12 protein-coding genes are annotated in these 15,741 nt (G+C 54.1%); 7 read left to right on the top strand and 5 right to left on the bottom strand.

Going from position 1 to position 15,741, the window contains the following annotated elements; genetic code table 11:
- Positions 1–25 precede the first annotated feature (25 nt).
- Together nrdD and nrdG are read left to right on the top strand one after the other, a co-directional pair.
- A complete protein-coding gene (gene nrdD / locus ACLU9Q_RS12070; RefSeq protein WP_296832717.1) occupies positions 26–184 on the top strand; it encodes an anaerobic ribonucleoside-triphosphate reductase in 159 nt (52 codons plus the stop codon).
- Positions 162–695 carry an anaerobic ribonucleoside-triphosphate reductase activating protein gene (nrdG, locus tag ACLU9Q_RS12065; protein ID WP_296832714.1) on the top strand — a complete coding sequence of 178 codons (534 nt, stop codon included), beginning with the start codon at positions 162–164 and terminating at the stop codon, positions 693–695. Before nrdD ends, nrdG begins: the two co-directional genes overlap by 23 nt.
- Positions 696–746: 51 nt before the next feature.
- On the opposite strand, the gene ACLU9Q_RS12060 is transcribed toward nrdG, so the two are convergent.
- From ACLU9Q_RS12060 to ACLU9Q_RS12050, 3 genes are all read right to left on the bottom strand, one after another.
- Complete coding sequence (locus ACLU9Q_RS12060) at positions 747–1,460, bottom strand: hypothetical protein (RefSeq protein ID WP_296832712.1); 714 nt, start codon at positions 1,458–1,460, stop codon at positions 747–749.
- A 68-nt stretch (positions 1,461–1,528) separates the two neighbouring features.
- Positions 1,529–3,310, bottom strand: a complete 1,782-nt coding sequence (locus tag ACLU9Q_RS12055) for an ABC transporter ATP-binding protein (RefSeq protein ID WP_296832709.1) — start codon at positions 3,308–3,310, stop codon at positions 1,529–1,531.
- Positions 3,301–5,061, bottom strand: a complete 1,761-nt coding sequence (locus ACLU9Q_RS12050; RefSeq protein WP_296832707.1) for an ABC transporter ATP-binding protein — start codon at positions 5,059–5,061, stop codon at positions 3,301–3,303. Before ACLU9Q_RS12050 ends, ACLU9Q_RS12055 begins: the two co-directional genes overlap by 10 nt.
- 586 nt (positions 5,062–5,647) lie before the next feature.
- Here ACLU9Q_RS12050 and ACLU9Q_RS12045 point away from each other — a divergent pair.
- From ACLU9Q_RS12045 to ACLU9Q_RS12035, 3 genes are read left to right on the top strand one after another with little or no spacing between them, the layout of a single operon-like run.
- On the top strand, positions 5,648–6,847 hold the full coding sequence (locus ACLU9Q_RS12045) for a class I SAM-dependent rRNA methyltransferase (RefSeq protein WP_296832704.1): 1,200 nt from the start codon (positions 5,648–5,650) through the stop codon (positions 6,845–6,847).
- Positions 6,848–6,894: 47 nt separating this feature from the next.
- The gene (gene feoB, locus ACLU9Q_RS12040; protein ID WP_296832701.1) at positions 6,895–9,258 is read left to right on the top strand and encodes a ferrous iron transport protein B; all 2,364 of its coding nucleotides are present in this window, start codon (positions 6,895–6,897) and stop codon (positions 9,256–9,258) included.
- A 54-nt stretch (positions 9,259–9,312) separates the two neighbouring features.
- The gene (locus ACLU9Q_RS12035; protein WP_296832698.1) at positions 9,313–10,260 is read left to right on the top strand and encodes a tRNA dihydrouridine synthase; all 948 of its coding nucleotides are present in this window, start codon (positions 9,313–9,315) and stop codon (positions 10,258–10,260) included.
- Between the two features lie 86 nt (positions 10,261–10,346).
- Here ACLU9Q_RS12035 and bilR read toward each other — a convergent pair whose 3' ends face one another.
- Both bilR and bilQ read right to left on the bottom strand, forming a co-directional pair.
- The gene (gene bilR, locus ACLU9Q_RS12030) at positions 10,347–11,465 is read right to left on the bottom strand and encodes a bilirubin reductase (RefSeq protein ID WP_296832695.1); all 1,119 of its coding nucleotides are present in this window, start codon (positions 11,463–11,465) and stop codon (positions 10,347–10,349) included.
- A gap of 42 nt (positions 11,466–11,507) precedes the next feature.
- A complete protein-coding gene (gene bilQ / locus ACLU9Q_RS12025; RefSeq protein ID WP_296832693.1) occupies positions 11,508–11,924 on the bottom strand; it encodes a bilirubin utilization transcriptional regulator BilQ in 417 nt (138 codons plus the stop codon).
- 271 nt (positions 11,925–12,195) lie between these two features.
- Between bilQ and ACLU9Q_RS12020 the strand changes: the two genes are divergently transcribed.
- Positions 12,196–13,446: a helix-turn-helix domain-containing protein gene (locus tag ACLU9Q_RS12020; protein ID WP_296832690.1), complete on the top strand. Its 1,251-nt coding sequence runs from the start codon at positions 12,196–12,198 to the stop codon at positions 13,444–13,446.
- Positions 13,447–13,524: 78 nt separating this feature from the next.
- Positions 13,525–15,711, top strand: a complete 2,187-nt coding sequence (locus ACLU9Q_RS12015; RefSeq protein WP_296832687.1) for a PTS transporter subunit IIABC — start codon at positions 13,525–13,527, stop codon at positions 15,709–15,711.
- The last annotated feature ends 30 nt before the right edge of the window (positions 15,712–15,741 follow it).

Below are 15,741 nucleotides of genomic sequence, written 5' to 3'. Positions count from 1 at the left end.
ATTATTTTAGTCAGGAGGAATTGATATGACAGGAAAGCTATTGCCAGAAAACGGAAAAGTGGGAGAGAATGTAAAATTTGACCGTATCCGCCGGATTACCGGATATTTGGTGGGAACGACTGACCGTTTCAACGACGCGAAGCGTGCGGAGGAAAAGGATCGTGTCAAGCATACCTTATCCTAAAGAGCTGAAGATTGCCGGGATCGTTCAGGATTCCATCGTGGATGGTCCCGGCATCCGGTATGTAATCTTTACGCAGGGGTGTCCGCATCACTGCCGGGGATGCCATAATCCGGAAACCCATGATCCTTCGGGTGGACAGATCGCAGATGTAAATACGATTCTGAAGCAAATCTTTTCCAATCCCCTGCTGTATGGCGTTACCTTTTCCGGCGGAGAACCATTCGTGCAGGCAGAAGCGCTGGTTCCGATTGCAGAGGCCGTAAAGACAAAGAAAAAGCATTTGATGATCTACACAGGTTATCTTTACGAGCAGCTTTTGGAAATGAAAAATAAAGACGTGCAGCGTCTCCTGGAATTGTCGGATATTCTTGTGGACGGCCCGTTTATTATGGAACAGCGGGATCTGACGCTGCAGTATCGGGGGAGTAAGAATCAAAGAGTCATTTACCTTGTGAAAACGAGGCAGGCGGGAGACATTGTACTGTATAAAAGTGAATATGAAGATCTGTAACGTATAAGAAGTCCCACTGAATGAAGCCACATTCAGTGGGATAACAAATGTTTACCAGTGTCTGCAGCGGCGGTTGCGGCAGCGTCTGTGATGCATCTCCTGGAAGAGAAGCACCTGGATGAAGTCGCCGAGCCAGTTCTGGCGGGGCGGATAGCGGCGGCGTCCCTCCTGGTTCATGGAGAACATATCGTCCTGATCGTTGGTTTCCTCCACGGGATAGCGGTCCTTTACCTTGTCGTAAATATCGTCGGTCAGCATACGGATGCGCACGCGGTCCGGCATGGTATCGAACATCATGCTGCCCTCGTACTCCATACTGTCGCATACGCGCTCCACCTCGACCATGATGATTTTTGCGATTTCCGGGTACATTTCCTTTAATTTCTGCCAGTCACGCTCATTTTCCTCTTCGAGAAGAATATCGTCGCTCACGCGGGCGCGGGAATCCAGCCGCGGTTCCATCTGCGTAACGGCCCGAGAATCCAGTCGCGGTTCCATCTGCGTAACGGTCCCGGAATCTGAGCGCGCGTCGGATTGCGGCATCTGTGAGGAATCCATACGGGAAGCGCCGGGCTGCGGCATCGTTTCCATATACGGTACTCCCTGCGGCGATGTCCCTTCCATATCTTTCATCTGGCGCGGCGGTTCTGTACGCAGCCAGGAGGGTGGGATCGCGCCGGGGATCTGCCCTTCGTCCATCATCTGATCGCATTTCGGATAGCAGGGGCATTGTCTGATACAATTACAGGATTTTTTTCTATCCACAATAAAAGGCTCCTTTTGCAGTTCCTTATAGTATATGTTCTGACCGCCAAAAGGTTAAAGCGCAAAATTTATACGCATTCAAACTGACTCTGATAAAGCCGATAGTAAGCGCCTTTTCTCTCCATCAGCTCGGCGTGACTGCCGGATTCGAGGATGTGCTTTCCGTCGATATAGAAGATCCGGTCGGCTCCGCGGATGGTGGAAAGACGGTGCGCGATGATGAAGGAGGTTCTGTTCTGCAGCATGGCGGCGATGCCGGACTGCACCAGAAGCTCGGTGTGCGTGTCGATGCTCGAAGTCGCCTCATCGAGGATGAGGATGCGCGGATCGGAGAGCATGGTGCGTGCAAACGCCAGAAGCTGTCGCTGCCCGATGGAGAGCTGCGAACTGCGCTCGCTGATCTTGGTGTCATAGCCGTTTTCCATCTCCATGATAAAGCTGTGCGCGTTGACTGCTTTCGCTGCGGCGATCATTTCCGCCTCCGTCGCGTCGCTTTTGCCGTAGCAGATATTTTCCCGCACTGTTCCGGTGAACAGGAAGGTGTCCTGCGTCATCACGCCCATCTGCCGCCGCAGGCTCTCTAAGGTAACCTTGCGCGTATCAAAACCGTCGATGCAGATTTTGCCGTCTGTGACGTCGTAAAAGCGGCTGATCAGATTGACGATGGTCGTTTTTCCGGCTCCGGTCGGCCCGACAAGTGCGATCGTCTCACCGGGTTTTACTGTAAAGCTGACATTTTCCAGAACGAGCTTATCCGGCTCGTCGGTGTAGGCAAAGCTGACGTTTTCAAAACGCACCTCGCCTTTGATCGGCGGAAGCTCCGTGCTTCCCGGCAGGCTGGTGATCTCCGCCGGGGTATCCAGGATATCGAAGATACGCTCCGCTGCGGAAATGTTTGTCACGATTTTATTATAGAAGCTTGACAGGTTGCGGATCGGGCTCCAGAACATGCCAAGGTACGTGGAAAACGCCAGGAAGGTGCCGACGCCGATCTTATCCGCGCCGACGATGCGAATGCCGATAAAATACAGCAGAAATCCGCCAACGCCCCAGGTGATTTCCACCAGTGCGCCAAACGTATCGCCAATACGCACAGCGTCCACAAAGCTGTCGCGGTATTCCAGCGCACAGCGATCGAAATCCTTCTGGCGCTCCGGCTCAGCGGCAAAGCTCTGCACGATGCGGATGCCGGAAAAATTTTCGTGAATAAACGCATTCAGATTTGAGTTTTTCTTCCGATGGATCTGCCACAGCTTATGCGCCGAAATCTGGATGAGGAACATGCCGGCAGCCAGGAACGGCAGTGTGAGCAGCGCCGCCAGCGCAAGCTGCCAGCTTTTCGCCAGCATGATGCAGGCAACGCCAATAACGGTGAGCAGATCGGGAAGCAGCTTTGTCACGCTGTCGGACAGCACATCCTTCAGCGAGTTGACGTCGCCGACGACGCGCGCCAGGATCTTTCCGGTCGGGCGGCTGTCAAAAAAATGAAAGCTCAAAGTCTGGATATGCTCGTAAAGCTGACTGCGGATCGTCAGCAGCACTTTATTTGTGACGTCCGCCATCATGCGCATCCAGCATCTTGTGCAGAGCATATACAGCACGAAAAGCAGGAGCGCGATCACGGCAAGCCGCAAAAGACCGGCAGTGTCTCTGTTTGCCACGTAGGTGTCGATGGCAAGCTCGATCATCAGCGGCGTTGCCAGCGTAACGGCAAGTGTGATGAGCAGCAAAAGCGCCACCGCCGCCAATGTTTTTTTATACGCGAAAAGGTAGCGGTAAAGCCGCAGCAGTGTCTCACGTTTTGAGACATCGCGCATAACCTCATCCTCGCGGGCTGAGTTTACTGACATAAAAATTTCCCCCCTTCGTATTGCACGCACCAGGTCCGGTAATAGCGTCCCTTCTGCGACATCAGTTCCTCGTGCGTGCCGCGCTCCGCAATCGTGTTATTTTCCAGCACGATGATTTCATCCGCGGAGCGGACAGCCGAAATACGGTGTCCGATAATGATTTTTGTAGATTGCTTCATTTCTTTTAGGTTTTTCTGGATTTCCTTTTCCGTCTCCATATCGAGCGCGGAGGTGGCGTCGTCCAGGATCAGGATAGGAGCCTGTTTTGCAAGGGCGCGGGCGATGCTGATGCGCTGTTTCTGTCCGCCGGAAAGACCGACGCCGCGCTCGCCGATGATTGTCTCATATTGATTTCCAAGACGGCTGATAAAGCGTGCGGCTCCCGCCTGCTGGCACGCCCATTCCACGGTAGATTGCCGCATTTCCTCGCGGCAGCCGGTTTTTACGTTCTCGGTAACGGAATCAGAGAACAGGAAAACGTCCTGCATGACGACGGCAGTACAGGCGCGCAGCTTTGAAAGCGGCAGCTCGCGGATATCGACGCCATCCAGCAGAATGCGCCCTTCCGTCACATCGTAGAACCGCTGGATCAGATTGACGATGGTCGTCTTTCCGGCTCCGGTCATGCCCATAATGCCGAGCGTCTGTCCCGGCTTTAAGGTGATGTTGATGTCTCTTAATATTTCGTGACCATCGAGGGAGAAGCCGACGTGGTCGAAGGTAAGCGCGCCGCTCGTTTCAGAAACCTGCGCATTTTCGGCTGCGTTTGCTGTTTGGCTGTCCGCCGCTGCAGCCGGATCGACGATCTGCGGCTTCTGCTCTGCCACTTTTTTGATTTTCTTCCAGGAGGCAAACGCTGAGGCGATATCATTGCTCAGCCAGCCGAGAATTTCCATCGGCCAGATAACGTTGTTTGCATACTCGGAGAAAGCGCCGAGTGCGCCGAGCGTCATCCGTCCGGTAATTACCATCAGACCGCCGACGATGATGACGGCGATCAGCATTACTTTCCCAAGGAAGGTGATCAGCGGCTGATATTTTGCAAGCAGGCCGGCCTGCTCCATATTCAGATCGTAGAAAAGCCGGTTGTGACGGCTGAATTTCTCAATTTCGTAGTTTTCCCGCGCGAACGCTTTCACGGTTCGCACGCCGGCGATGCATTCCTGTGCGACGGTGTTCAGCTCGGCAGTCTCCTCGCTGATCTTGTCGTAGACCTCGCCCAGTCCCTTCTCCATGCGCACGGCGCAGAAGCCGATCAGCGGCAGCACCACCAGAGGAACAAGGGTGAGATACGGGTTCAGCCGGAACATACAGACCAGCACGAGGATGGTGTGCGTCAGCGCCTCCACAGCGAGAATGCCGATGAAGCCGACCGCAACCCAGACTTTATCCACGTCCTCTTTCGTGCGTGTCATCAGCTCGCCGGTGTTGTGCTTGTCAAAAAAGTCCATCGACATGGTCTGGATGTGCCGGAACAGATCGCGGCGCATATGGTAGCCGACTGAAACGCCGATGTAATCGTATGTAAATTCCTTGACGTACTGAAAAATGGCACGCCCGATGCCGATACCGAGCAGCCCGAACAAAAGCCTCATCAGCAGTTCCACGCGCCCGGCGACGATCACATCGTCGATGATGCTGCGGGTGATCTGCGGCGCCATCATGTCCAGCGCGATGCTGATGACCATTCCGGCGAAGCCAAGCAGATACAGAAATCCGTAGCGCTTCATATAAGTTCCCAGTTTTTTCATGATCGTTGATTCCTTTCCCTGAATTTTGTGCTGTCAATGAAAGCCCACGGATTGCTTCACGCCGCCGGCGTTCCATAAAGAAAAAAGCGAAAGAGCATGTACGCTTTTCCGCTTCTGTATAGGACGATTGATTTTTTACGCGCATAAAGCTGCTGACCCGCATTGGCGGCAGGAAAGCATCCGACGAATGCTCGTGCGGGCATGGCACCTGGCTCATTGCTCGCGGGAATAAAAAACCGCAGTCCTTACAGACTGCGGCAGATATGCGTATCCGGACAGCAGACCAGTGCTGTCAGAAAATTGCTGCGAGGCAGACTGTATGAATCATCTTATCTGTCTGGTTGTCTGAAATATAAAATCTTCCGATCATCATCGCTGCCTCCTTTCCCCTTTTTTGCTAACTGTCTCTCATTGTAAGGGGTATTTACGGTATTGTCAAGACTGATCTGCAATTATTTTTGCAGATGGATTTGCAAAGGTTACTGTGGGCGGAGTGAGTGGTAACTAACATATTGCTTCCGGCAGCATCGGTGGTGTATAATAGGTATCCGGAGGCGCAATATAGTTTCTATAGAGGTGACAAAGAATGAGTGCAATTGTGACATTAAAAAAGGGCGAGGGCAGAACGGTGAAAGCCGGCGGGATGTGGATCTACGACAATGAGATCGCGTCAGTTGCCGGAAGCTTTGAGGACGGAGATATCGTACTGGTGCATGATTTTGACGGCTATCCGCTGGGACGCGGCTTTATCAACCGTCATTCCAAAATCAGTATCCGTCTTTTGACAAGAAATCCGGCGCAGGAGATCGACCGGGCGTTTATTAAAATGCGGGTGCAGAATGCGTGGGATTACCGCAAAAAGACAGTAGACACCGGAAGCTGCCGCGTGATCTTCGGCGAGGCGGATTTCCTGCCGGGAATCGTGATCGATAAATTTTCCGACGTGCTGGTGGTGGAGTCGCTGGCGCTCGGCATCGACCGTCTGAAGGAGACGATCGTGGATACCTTAAAGGAAGTGCTGGCGGCGGACGGCGTACAGATCCGCGGCGTTTATGAGCGCAGCGACGCCAAAGTGCGCGAGCAGGAGGGAATGGAGCGGCGCAAGGGATTTATCGGCGAGGCGTTCGATACCAATGTGCAGATTGAAGAGAACGGCGTGAAATATATGGTGGACGTGGTGAACGGACAGAAGACAGGCTTCTTCCTCGATCAGAAGTACAACCGGCAGTCTATCCGGCGGCTATGTCCGGGCGCGAAGGTGCTTGATTGCTTTACGCACACCGGCTCCTTTGCACTGAATGCAGGACAGGCGGGCGCGGCGAGCGTGCTCGGCGTGGACGCGTCTCAGACGGGCGTGGAGCAGGCAGAGCTGAACGCGCGTCTGAACGGTCTGGAGGATCGCGTGAAGTTTGTCTGTCGTGATGTTTTCGAGCTGCTTCCGGAGCTTGAGGCGCAGGGAGAAAAATTCGATCTGGTGATTCTCGATCCGCCTGCCTTCACGAAGTCGCGCAATTCTGTGAAAAATGCGGTGAAGGGATATCGGGAAATCAATCTGCGCGGAATGAAGCTGGTGAAGGACGGCGGCTTCCTTGCCACCTGCTCCTGCTCACATTTTATGACCTACGAGCTGTTTACACAGACCATTCACCAGGCGGCAAGGAATGTCCATAAGCGTCTGAGGCAGGTGGAATTCCGCACGCAGGCGCCGGATCATCCGATCCTTTGGGCGGCGGATGAATCGTATTATCTGAAATTTTACATTTTCCAGGTTTGCGACGAAAAATAGGAAAATGACAGCACAGGAGAGGCATGGAAAAGAGGAGGATACGGAAGATGACTTTAAAAGATCTGGAAATCGGAAAGTCCGCGGTGATCACGGCAGTCGGCGGCGAAGGCGCGCTGCGGCAGCATTTTCTGGATATGGGCGTGATTCCGGGCGCGGAGATCACGCTGGTAAAATATGCGCCGATGGGCGATCCGATGGAGCTGCGGATTCACGGCTATGAGCTGACGCTGCGCCTTGCGGATGCGGAAAAGATAGAGATAGAAAAGAAAAAAGCGGCGGTGAAGACGCCGGAAGGAAAAACGGATGTGCGTGAGAACCGCAAAAAGGTGGAGCATCCGGGACTCGGTGAGGGCGGCCGCTATCATGTGAAGGAGGGCGAGAATCCTCTGGCAGAGGGAACGCTGCTCACGTTTGCGCTGGCAGGCAACCAGAACTGCGGGAAGACGACGCTTTTTAACCAGCTCACCGGGTCGAACCAGCATGTCGGCAACTTTCCGGGCGTGACGGTGGACAGAAAGAGCGGTTCCATCAAGGGCTATCCGCAGACGGAGATCACGGATCTGCCCGGCATATACTCGATGTCGCCGTATAGCAGCGAGGAGATCGTCACGCGGCAGTTTATCATCGGCGAGAAGCCGACCGGCATCATTAACATTGTGGATGCGACGAATATTGAACGGAATCTTTATCTGACGATGCAGCTTATGGAGCTGGATGTGCCGATGGTGCTGGCGCTGAACATGATGGACGAGGTGCGCGGAAACGGCGGCTCTGTGCGCATCAATGAGATGGAGGAGCTGCTTGGCATCCCGGTGGTGCCGATCTCGGCGGCGAAAAATGAGGGCGTGGACGAGTTGATCCGCCATGCGCTGCATGTAGCGCAGTACCAGGAACGTCCGGGAAGAACGGATTTCTGCAGCCAGGATGAGCATGGCGGCGCGGTACACCGCTGCCTGCACGGTATCATGCATCTGATCGAGGATCACGCGAAGGCGGCAGGCATTCCAGTGCGTTTTGCGGCGACGAAGCTGGTGGAGGGCGATCCGATGATATTAAACGCGCTTGCGCTTTCTCAGAATGAAGAGGAAATGATCGAGCACATCATCAGCCAGATGGAGGAGGAGCGCGGCCTGGACCGCGCGGCGGCGATCGCGGATATGCGTTTTGACTTCATACAGAAGCTGGTGGACGAGACGGTGGTGAAGCCGCAGGAGAGCAGGGAGCACGCGCGCAGCCGGAAAATCGACCGCGTACTGACCGGAAAATATACGGCGATCCCGGCGTTTGTCGGCATTATGGGACTGGTATTTTTCCTTACGTTTAATGTGATCGGCGCGTGGCTGCAGGGACTTCTGGAGCTTGGCATCGGCTATCTGACGGATGCAGTGGATGTCTGTCTTACCTCCTGGAATATCAATGAAGCGATCCATTCGCTGGTAATCGACGGCATTTTTAACGGTGTCGGCAGCGTGCTGAGCTTCCTGCCGATCATCGTGACGCTGTTTTTCTTCCTGTCGCTTCTGGAGGACACGGGCTATATGGCGCGCGTGGCGTTCGTGATGGATAAGCTGCTGCGGAAGATCGGTCTTTCGGGCAGAAGCATCGTGCCGATGCTGATCGGCTTTGGCTGCACCGTTCCGGGCGTCATGGCCAGCCGGACGCTGCCGTCCGACCGCGACCGCAAAATGACGATCATGCTCACACCGTTTATGAGCTGTTCGGCGAAGCTGCCGATCTACGGATTTTTTGCCTCGGCCTTTTTCCCGGATCACGCCGCGCTGGTGATGATCGGACTGTACTTTATCGGAATTCTTGTGGGAATCCTTGTGGCGGTCATTTCTAAGAACAGTATGTTTAAGGGCGAGGCGGTGCCGTTTGTTATGGAGCTTCCGAATTATCGTATGCCGGGAGCGAAAAATGTGGCGCAGCTTCTGTGGGAAAAGGCGAAGGATTTCCTGCAGAGAGCCTTTACTGTTATTTTTATAGCGACGATCGTAATCTGGTTTTTGCAGACCTTCGACCTGCATTTCAGTATGGTAAGCGATTCGCAGAACAGTATTCTTGCGATGCTCGCCGGATGGATCGCACCGCTGTTTGCGCCCCTCGGCTTTGGAGACTGGCGTATTTCCACAGCGCTGATCACCGGCTTCATGGCAAAGGAAAGCGTCGTATCGACGCTCAACGTGCTCTTTGGCAGCACCGAAGCAGTGCTCGCGGCAATTTCTCCGCTCGCGGCAGCCTCGCTGCTGGTATTCTGCCTGCTCTACACCCCGTGCGTAGCCGCGATCGCGTCCATCAAGCGTGAGCTTGGCGGCAAATGGGCGGCGGGCGTCGTCGTCGGACAGTGTGCGATCGCATGGGTGTGCGCGCTGATTGTGCGGCTGGTCGGGCTGCTATTCGGGCTGGGATAAGAAGCAGTACGTGAACAGAAATATAGTCTTTGTTCTGCGAACATGGAGGGAACTATGCAATACTATGTCGCCCCGCTTGAGGGCATCACCGGCTACATTTTCCGCAATGTCCACCACAGATTTTTCCCGGGCGCGGACAAATATTTTATTCCGTTCATCGAGCCGAAGCCGAATTCGAAGAAGATTTTTTCCTCGCGGGAGCTGAACGATATTCTGCCGGAGCACAACGAGGGAATGTACGCCGTGCCGCAGATCCTCACGAATAAGTGGGAGGATTTTGTGTGGACGGCGAAGCATCTGCAGGAGTACGGCTACAAAGAGGTGAATATCAACCTGGGCTGTCCGTCGAAAACGGTGGTTTCGAAGAAGCGGGGAGCAGGCTTTCTCGCCGATCCGGAGGGCGTGGACGATTTTCTTGCGCACATTTTTGACGCGCTGGACATGAAAATTTCCGTGAAGACACGTCTTGGCAGGGAGGATCCGGTGGAATTTCGCTGGCTTCTGGAGATTTACAACAAATATCCGCTTTCGGAGCTGATCATCCATCCGCGCACGCAGAAGGAGTTTTACAGCTTTACGCCGCATTATGAGATGTTTGCGGAGGCGCTGGCACAGACAGCGCTTCCGGTGTGCTACAACGGGGATGTGAATACAAAAGAGGAATGCCGGGAAGTTGAAAAACGTTTCCCGCAGATAACCGGTGTGATGATGGGAAGAGGGATTCTGCGAAATCCGGGGCTGATCGGAGAGATACGTGGGGAAGAAAAGGCGGACATCCGGCGGCTGCGCCGCTTCCACGATGAGTTGTACGCCGCCTATCAGCAGGAAATGTCCGGTGACGTGCAGGTTTTATTTAAGATGAAGGAGCTTTGGACATACTTGCGCCATTCCTTTGTGCTGGAGGAAAAAACAGAAAAGAAGCTCTTTAAGGCGAAGCACCTCCGGGAATACGATGCGGCGGTGGCTGCGGTTTTCGCGGCGAACGCAGGCGTTCGTATCTGAAAGGCGATGGCTTTGCACTTCAGCATTTCCGCGTACCGGCTGACACAGATATCACCATACATGAAGGTCTGCGGATTGCTTCGCGCTTACTGTTTTTCCGCAATCTTTTTATCGTAGATACAATGCACACCCTGGTGTGCCATCATTCCGCCGAGGCAACGCTTATTGCAGCGCACGCACCGGCGGATTTTTCCGGTCTCCCCGGCGGATACCTTATTCATCCACTGTGGGTCGGCGATGAGCTGGCGGCTCATGGCGGCGCACTGTATCCTGCCGTCGGCAAGCTGCTGTTCTATGAAATCGGGATGAACCAGGCCGCCGACGCCGCAGATGGGAAGCTTCGTGTATTTGCGCACCTGGTCGCAGAATTTTAAGAAACAGCCTTCCTCAGAAAAATAAGGATGCTTTGCGCCGGGAATGGTATCATTCAGACTGGAGTGATTTGACAGTGTTACGTGAAAGCTGGTGACGCCTGCCGCCTCCAGCATCGGCACAAACAGCGGCAGCTCCGTATCCAGTACCCCGGCGTTTCCGTAGTGCGGGTTTTCCTGGCGGACGGCGAGCTTAAAATCAATGGGGTAGTCTGCAAGCTGCGAGCGGATTGCAGAGACGGCTTCTACGGCAAAGCGGACGCGGTTTTCGGCGCTTCCCCCGTAGCAGTCCGTGCGGTGATTGAACATGGCGGAGCTGAAGCTTCCGCACATGCGGTCCCCGTGCACCTGCACCATATCAAAACCCGCTTTTTTCGCCAGTACCGCCGCCGTCCCGAATGCGGCGGTGATTTTTTTCACCCTTTTGACGGGAAGGCTGCTGATGTAAGGGGCGACCTGCGCGTTCAGCAGTGGGCGCAGTTCCTGCTGTGAAATTTTCTTTGTCAGAACACCCGGAATGTATTTTATCATTCCCTTCAGATTGGTATCCGTCTGATGAAGCTGCGCGCAGATCAGACAATCGTGCCGGTGCACAGTTTCCGCTAACTTCTGATAATACGCAAAACCTTTTTTACTGTAAAGGCTGTGTCCGAAGCGGGCGGGCAGAACCGGGACATCCCCGATGATAATCATACTGCAGCCGCCAGCCGCGATGCCCTCTATCTTTTTAAAATAGTCCTCATCAGAAAGTCCCATCGTGGTGGGTGCAAAGATAAGGCGGTTTTTCAGAGTTACATTTCCAAGCGTTATGGGACTGCACAGCGTTTCATACATAAATATCACTTATCCTTTCTGAGAGCAACAGTTTAAGAAAGCCTAAACTGTGCCGTTTCCAAGCATCTTTTTCAGGGCGCTCTCCAGGCAGGTCTGCTCCTGGGGCGTCAGCAGCGCAAGCTTTTCTTCGTTCCATGAAACAATGATATCGTGGCTCTTCTGAAATACCTGAGACCCTTCTTTAGTCAGATTTAGACTAAAACGGCGGCGGTCCAGGGGATTTTTCTCCCTGCTGATCAGATGACTGGCGACCAGCCGGTCCAGAGTACGCTGCGTCAGCCCCCAGTCCATATGCAGAGCCTCGGTCAGTTCTTTGGGAGAACAGCCGGGATGCCTGCCGATGTAAAGCACCGGGTAGAGAAGACCTGGCGTCAGGTCGTCCTCCTGCAGCTTCCGGCTGCATTCTTTCACGAAATCCCGTCGCAGCTCTGAGATGTAATACGCTAATTTAACCTTCATAGTCCCTCCGTTGAATAAATTACTTGACTAAATCAAGTGTAATATAATTACTTGATTGGGTCAAGTATTTTTTAAAAAACTTTAAAATTCAAAGTAATAGATCAGCCGCTGTGTATGCAGACGAAAGAACGCCTGATACCGTATTTTACGCGACTTTCCTGACAGTCGAGCCGGAAAATGGTCGCTTTTTATTGACATTTTTTCCGGGCGTCATTATGCTGAAAGCAGTCTTGCAGGATGATACAGTAACATGGTCAGGGAGGATTTTAATATGGAAAATAAGAAAACATTTGGAGCTTTTATTTTGCGCCGGCGAAAAGAGCTTGGCATGACGCAGAAGGAATTCGCGGGGAAGCTGTACGTGACAGAATCGGCGGTGAGCAAGTGGGAGCGGGGAATGAGTTACCCGGATATCACATTGATTCGCAGCATCTGCGACGTGCTGGAGATTTCCGAGCATGAGCTGCTCACCGGGAGCGAGGATACGGAAAAGCGCTCCTCGGAGAAGCTTGCGGAAAAATATCTGCGGCTGACGCGCAATTACCGGCTGGCGCAGTACCTTATCTATGGAGCAGTTTTGCTGGGGTGTGCGATCGGAAATCTTGCGTCGTCGCATACGTTAGACTGGTTCTTTATCGTGCTTACGGCGGTGATGATGAGCGCGTCGCTGACGCTGGTTCCGGCGCTTGCCGCGCTGCATCCTGTGCTTGCGCAGTGTAAGGCGGCAGTTTCTCTTGGAAGCTTTCTGGTTTCCCTGGAGCTTTTGCTGCTGGTGTGCTGTCTGCAGACCGGCGGTGACTGGTTCCTGATGGCAGGCGTCAGTGTGCTGTTTGGAGCTGCTCTGGTTCTGCTGCCGTTTCTGCTTCCCACGCTGCCGCTGCCGGAGTGGCTCACGCACCGGAAAACGTCGTTTTATCTGATCGCGGTGATGACGCTGCTGATCTTACTGCTTCTTACCGGATGCCTGAAAAACGACGGCGACTGGTTCTTTACAGCGGCGCTTGGCACGCTCTTTGGGACCGGATTTTTCATTCTGCCGGTGCTGCTGCGCCAGCTTCCTCTGCCGGAAGCGTTGAGATCGCACAAAACGCTGCTGTATTTTATGCTGCAGACGATGGTTCTGGTCTTGCTTCTTGTCGCGGTCGATTTTGGAGCTGACGGAAGCGGCGGAAGAGATTTTATCCGGGAAATGCTGCCGATGACGATGCTGATCGCAGTGCTCCCCTGGGGCGAAATGCTGCTGATCCGATATCTTCCGGTGAGCGGCTGGTTCAGGGCATCCGCCTGCGCGCTGCTTGCCGCCCTCTGGATCTGGCTGTTCCCGGCAGCTATGGATGCGATCATGTTTTTTCAATATGGACCGTCCGATAATTCGTGGAATCTGTGGCTCACATTTGATTTTCGCGTGTGGGGCGGCAACCAGACGGCGATAAATGTCATTGCGATCATTCTGTTTTCGCTGCTTGCGATCGCGGCGGCGCTGGCTGGCGTTGGGATATGGAGGAAAAAGAAAGGCCGCTAAGGTGAAATCCGGCGTGCTTTGCATAAAATTCCATTTTTCAGACAAAATAACGGTAAATACCTGAAGGAGAAGAATGGAATGAAGGATAAAGTGTTTGGTGTTTTACAGCGCGTCGGGCGCAGCTTTATGCTGCCGATCGCGATTCTGCCGGTGGCAGGGCTGCTTCTTGGCGTCGGCAGTTCCTTTACGAACGAGACGACCATCGCCACCTACCGGCTGCAATGGCTCCTGGGTGAAGGAACCGTGCTGCACGCACTGCTGGTGATCATGAATAAGGTAGGCAGCGCGGTGTTCGATAACCTTCCGCTTATTTTTGCAGTCGGCGTGGCAATCGGCATGGCAAAGCGGGAAAAGGAGGTTGCCGCGCTCTCCGCCGCGATTGCTTATCTCGTCATGAATACGGCGATCAATGCGATGCTGGTGCTGAACGGGGACATTCTGGAGAACGGTCAGATCGCGGCGGATGTGCTGGAGGGAACCATTGCGTCCGCCTGCGGCATCCTGACACTGCAGACCGGCGTGTTCGGCGGCATTATTGTAGGCTGGGGCGTGGCGGCGCTGCATAACCGGTTTTATAAGATCGTGCTGCCGAATGCTCTGTCGTTTTTCGGCGGCACCCGGTTTGTGCCGATTATTTCTACGCTGGTCTATATGCTTGTCGGCATCCTTTTGTACTTTGTCTGGCCGCCGGTGCAGAACGGCATCCATGCGCTCGGAGGACTGGTGACGGGCAGCGGCTACATCGGGACGCTTATTTTCGGGCTGATCAAGCGCGCGCTGATCCCATTCGGACTTCATCATGTTTTTTACATGCCGTTCTGGCAGACGGCGCTCGGCGGCACGATGGAGGTGGGAGGTCAGCTCGTGCAGGGCGGACAGAATATTTTCTTTGCCCAGCTTGCCAATTCCGCGAATGTTTCACACTTCAGCGCGGACGCGACCAGATATTTTTCAGGTGAATTTATCTTTATGATATTCGGGCTTCCGGGCGCGGCGCTCGCGATGTACCACTGCGCGAAGCCGGAAAAGAAAAAGGCGGCGAAGGGACTGCTTCTGTCGGCGTCGCTCACCTGTATGCTGACGGGTATTACAGAGCCGCTGGAATTTTCTTTCCTTTTCGTGGCGCCTGCTCTGTTCGTCGTGCAGGTGATCCTGGCGGGATCGGCGTACATGATCGCTCATATGCTCAACATTGCCGTCGGGCTGACGTTCTCGGGCGGTCTGCTGGATCTGTTTCTGTTCGGTATTCTGCAGGGCAACGCCAAAACGAGCTGGCTGCTGATCATTCCGGTCGGCATTGTATATTTTCTGCTGTACTACTTTATTTTCCGCTTCCTCATCCGCAAATTTGACTTTAAAACCCCGGGACGCGAGGATGACGACAGCGAGACGCGCCTTTACACAAAGGCGGACGTGCGTGCGCGCCGGGAGGATTCTGCGAAGGAACAGCCGGAAAGTGCGGAGACGCTCGATCCGGTCAGCGCCGTTATCACGCGCGGTCTTGGCGGAAAACGCAACATCAGCGATGTGGACTGCTGCGCTACCAGGCTTCGCTGCAGCGTTCATGATGAGACGCTTGTCAACGATGCGCTGCTGAAATCAACCGGGGCGTCCGGCGTCATTCACAAAGGAAAAGGCGTGCAGATCATCTATGGACCGCAGGTTTCCGTGATCAAATCCGAGCTGGAGGCCTATCTGGAGACTGCGCCGGAGGAGCTTTATACAGCCGGAACAGAAGAAAGCGGCGGGGAGAAAGAGTTTGACAATGGCGGGCAACGGTCGTCGGAAATCGTGCAGTCCATTTTGATCTCCAGTCCCATCACCGGCATGGCGGGCGATCTTACGATGGTTCCGGACGAAGCCTTTGCCTCCGGAATGATGGGCGACGGGGCGGCGGTCCTGCCGACGGAAAGCACCGTGGCTGCGCCGGAGGACGGCATGATCGGGTTTGTATTCGACACAAAGCACGCGATCGGATTTGAGACGGATCTTGGCATCAGCCTGCTGATTCATATAGGGATCGACACCGTTAAGCTTGAAGGGGCAGGCTTCGAGGTTCTGGTGAGAAACGGGCAGAGGGTGAAAAAGGGCGAGCCGCTTTTAAAACTTGACCTGGAGTATCTGAATAAAAATGCTTCCTCCCTCGTCTCGCCGGTCATCTGTACCGGGCTGTCTGCGAACCAGAAAATCCGCCTTTTAAAGGAGGGCAAGATAGATGCCGGCGAAGCGCTGTTTGCGGTCGATATTTACGGAGAGCAGCCGTAGGAAGCTTCGGTACGCGCAAAAAAACGGGAA

This window comes from Marvinbryantia sp. (assembly GCF_047017445.1).
Taxonomy (GTDB): Bacteria; Bacillota; Clostridia; order Lachnospirales; family Lachnospiraceae; genus Marvinbryantia.
Note: the sequence above shows the minus strand (reverse complement) of the source record. Positions and strands in the feature narration are given on the sequence as shown.

Bases quoted from the DNA above. Each gene is read 5' to 3' on its own strand.
- nrdD (WP_296832717.1), top strand. From the start codon at position 26: ATGACAGGAAAGCTATTGCCAGAAAACGGAAAAGTGGGAGAGAATGTA.
- ACLU9Q_RS12055 (WP_296832709.1), bottom strand. From the start codon at position 3,310: ATGTCAGTAAACTCAGCCCGCGAGGATGAGGTTATGCGCGATGTCTCA.
- ACLU9Q_RS12050 (WP_296832707.1), bottom strand. From the start codon at position 5,061: ATGAAAAAACTGGGAACTTATATGAAGCGCTACGGATTTCTGTATCTG.
- ACLU9Q_RS12045 (WP_296832704.1), top strand. From the start codon at position 5,648: ATGAGTGCAATTGTGACATTAAAAAAGGGCGAGGGCAGAACGGTGAAA.
- feoB (WP_296832701.1), top strand. From the start codon at position 6,895: ATGACTTTAAAAGATCTGGAAATCGGAAAGTCCGCGGTGATCACGGCA.
- ACLU9Q_RS12035 (WP_296832698.1), top strand. From the start codon at position 9,313: ATGCAATACTATGTCGCCCCGCTTGAGGGCATCACCGGCTACATTTTC.
- bilR (WP_296832695.1), bottom strand. From the start codon at position 11,465: ATGTATGAAACGCTGTGCAGTCCCATAACGCTTGGAAATGTAACTCTG.
- bilQ (WP_296832693.1), bottom strand. From the start codon at position 11,924: ATGAAGGTTAAATTAGCGTATTACATCTCAGAGCTGCGACGGGATTTC.
- ACLU9Q_RS12020 (WP_296832690.1), top strand. From the start codon at position 12,196: ATGGAAAATAAGAAAACATTTGGAGCTTTTATTTTGCGCCGGCGAAAA.
- ACLU9Q_RS12015 (WP_296832687.1), top strand. From the start codon at position 13,525: ATGAAGGATAAAGTGTTTGGTGTTTTACAGCGCGTCGGGCGCAGCTTT.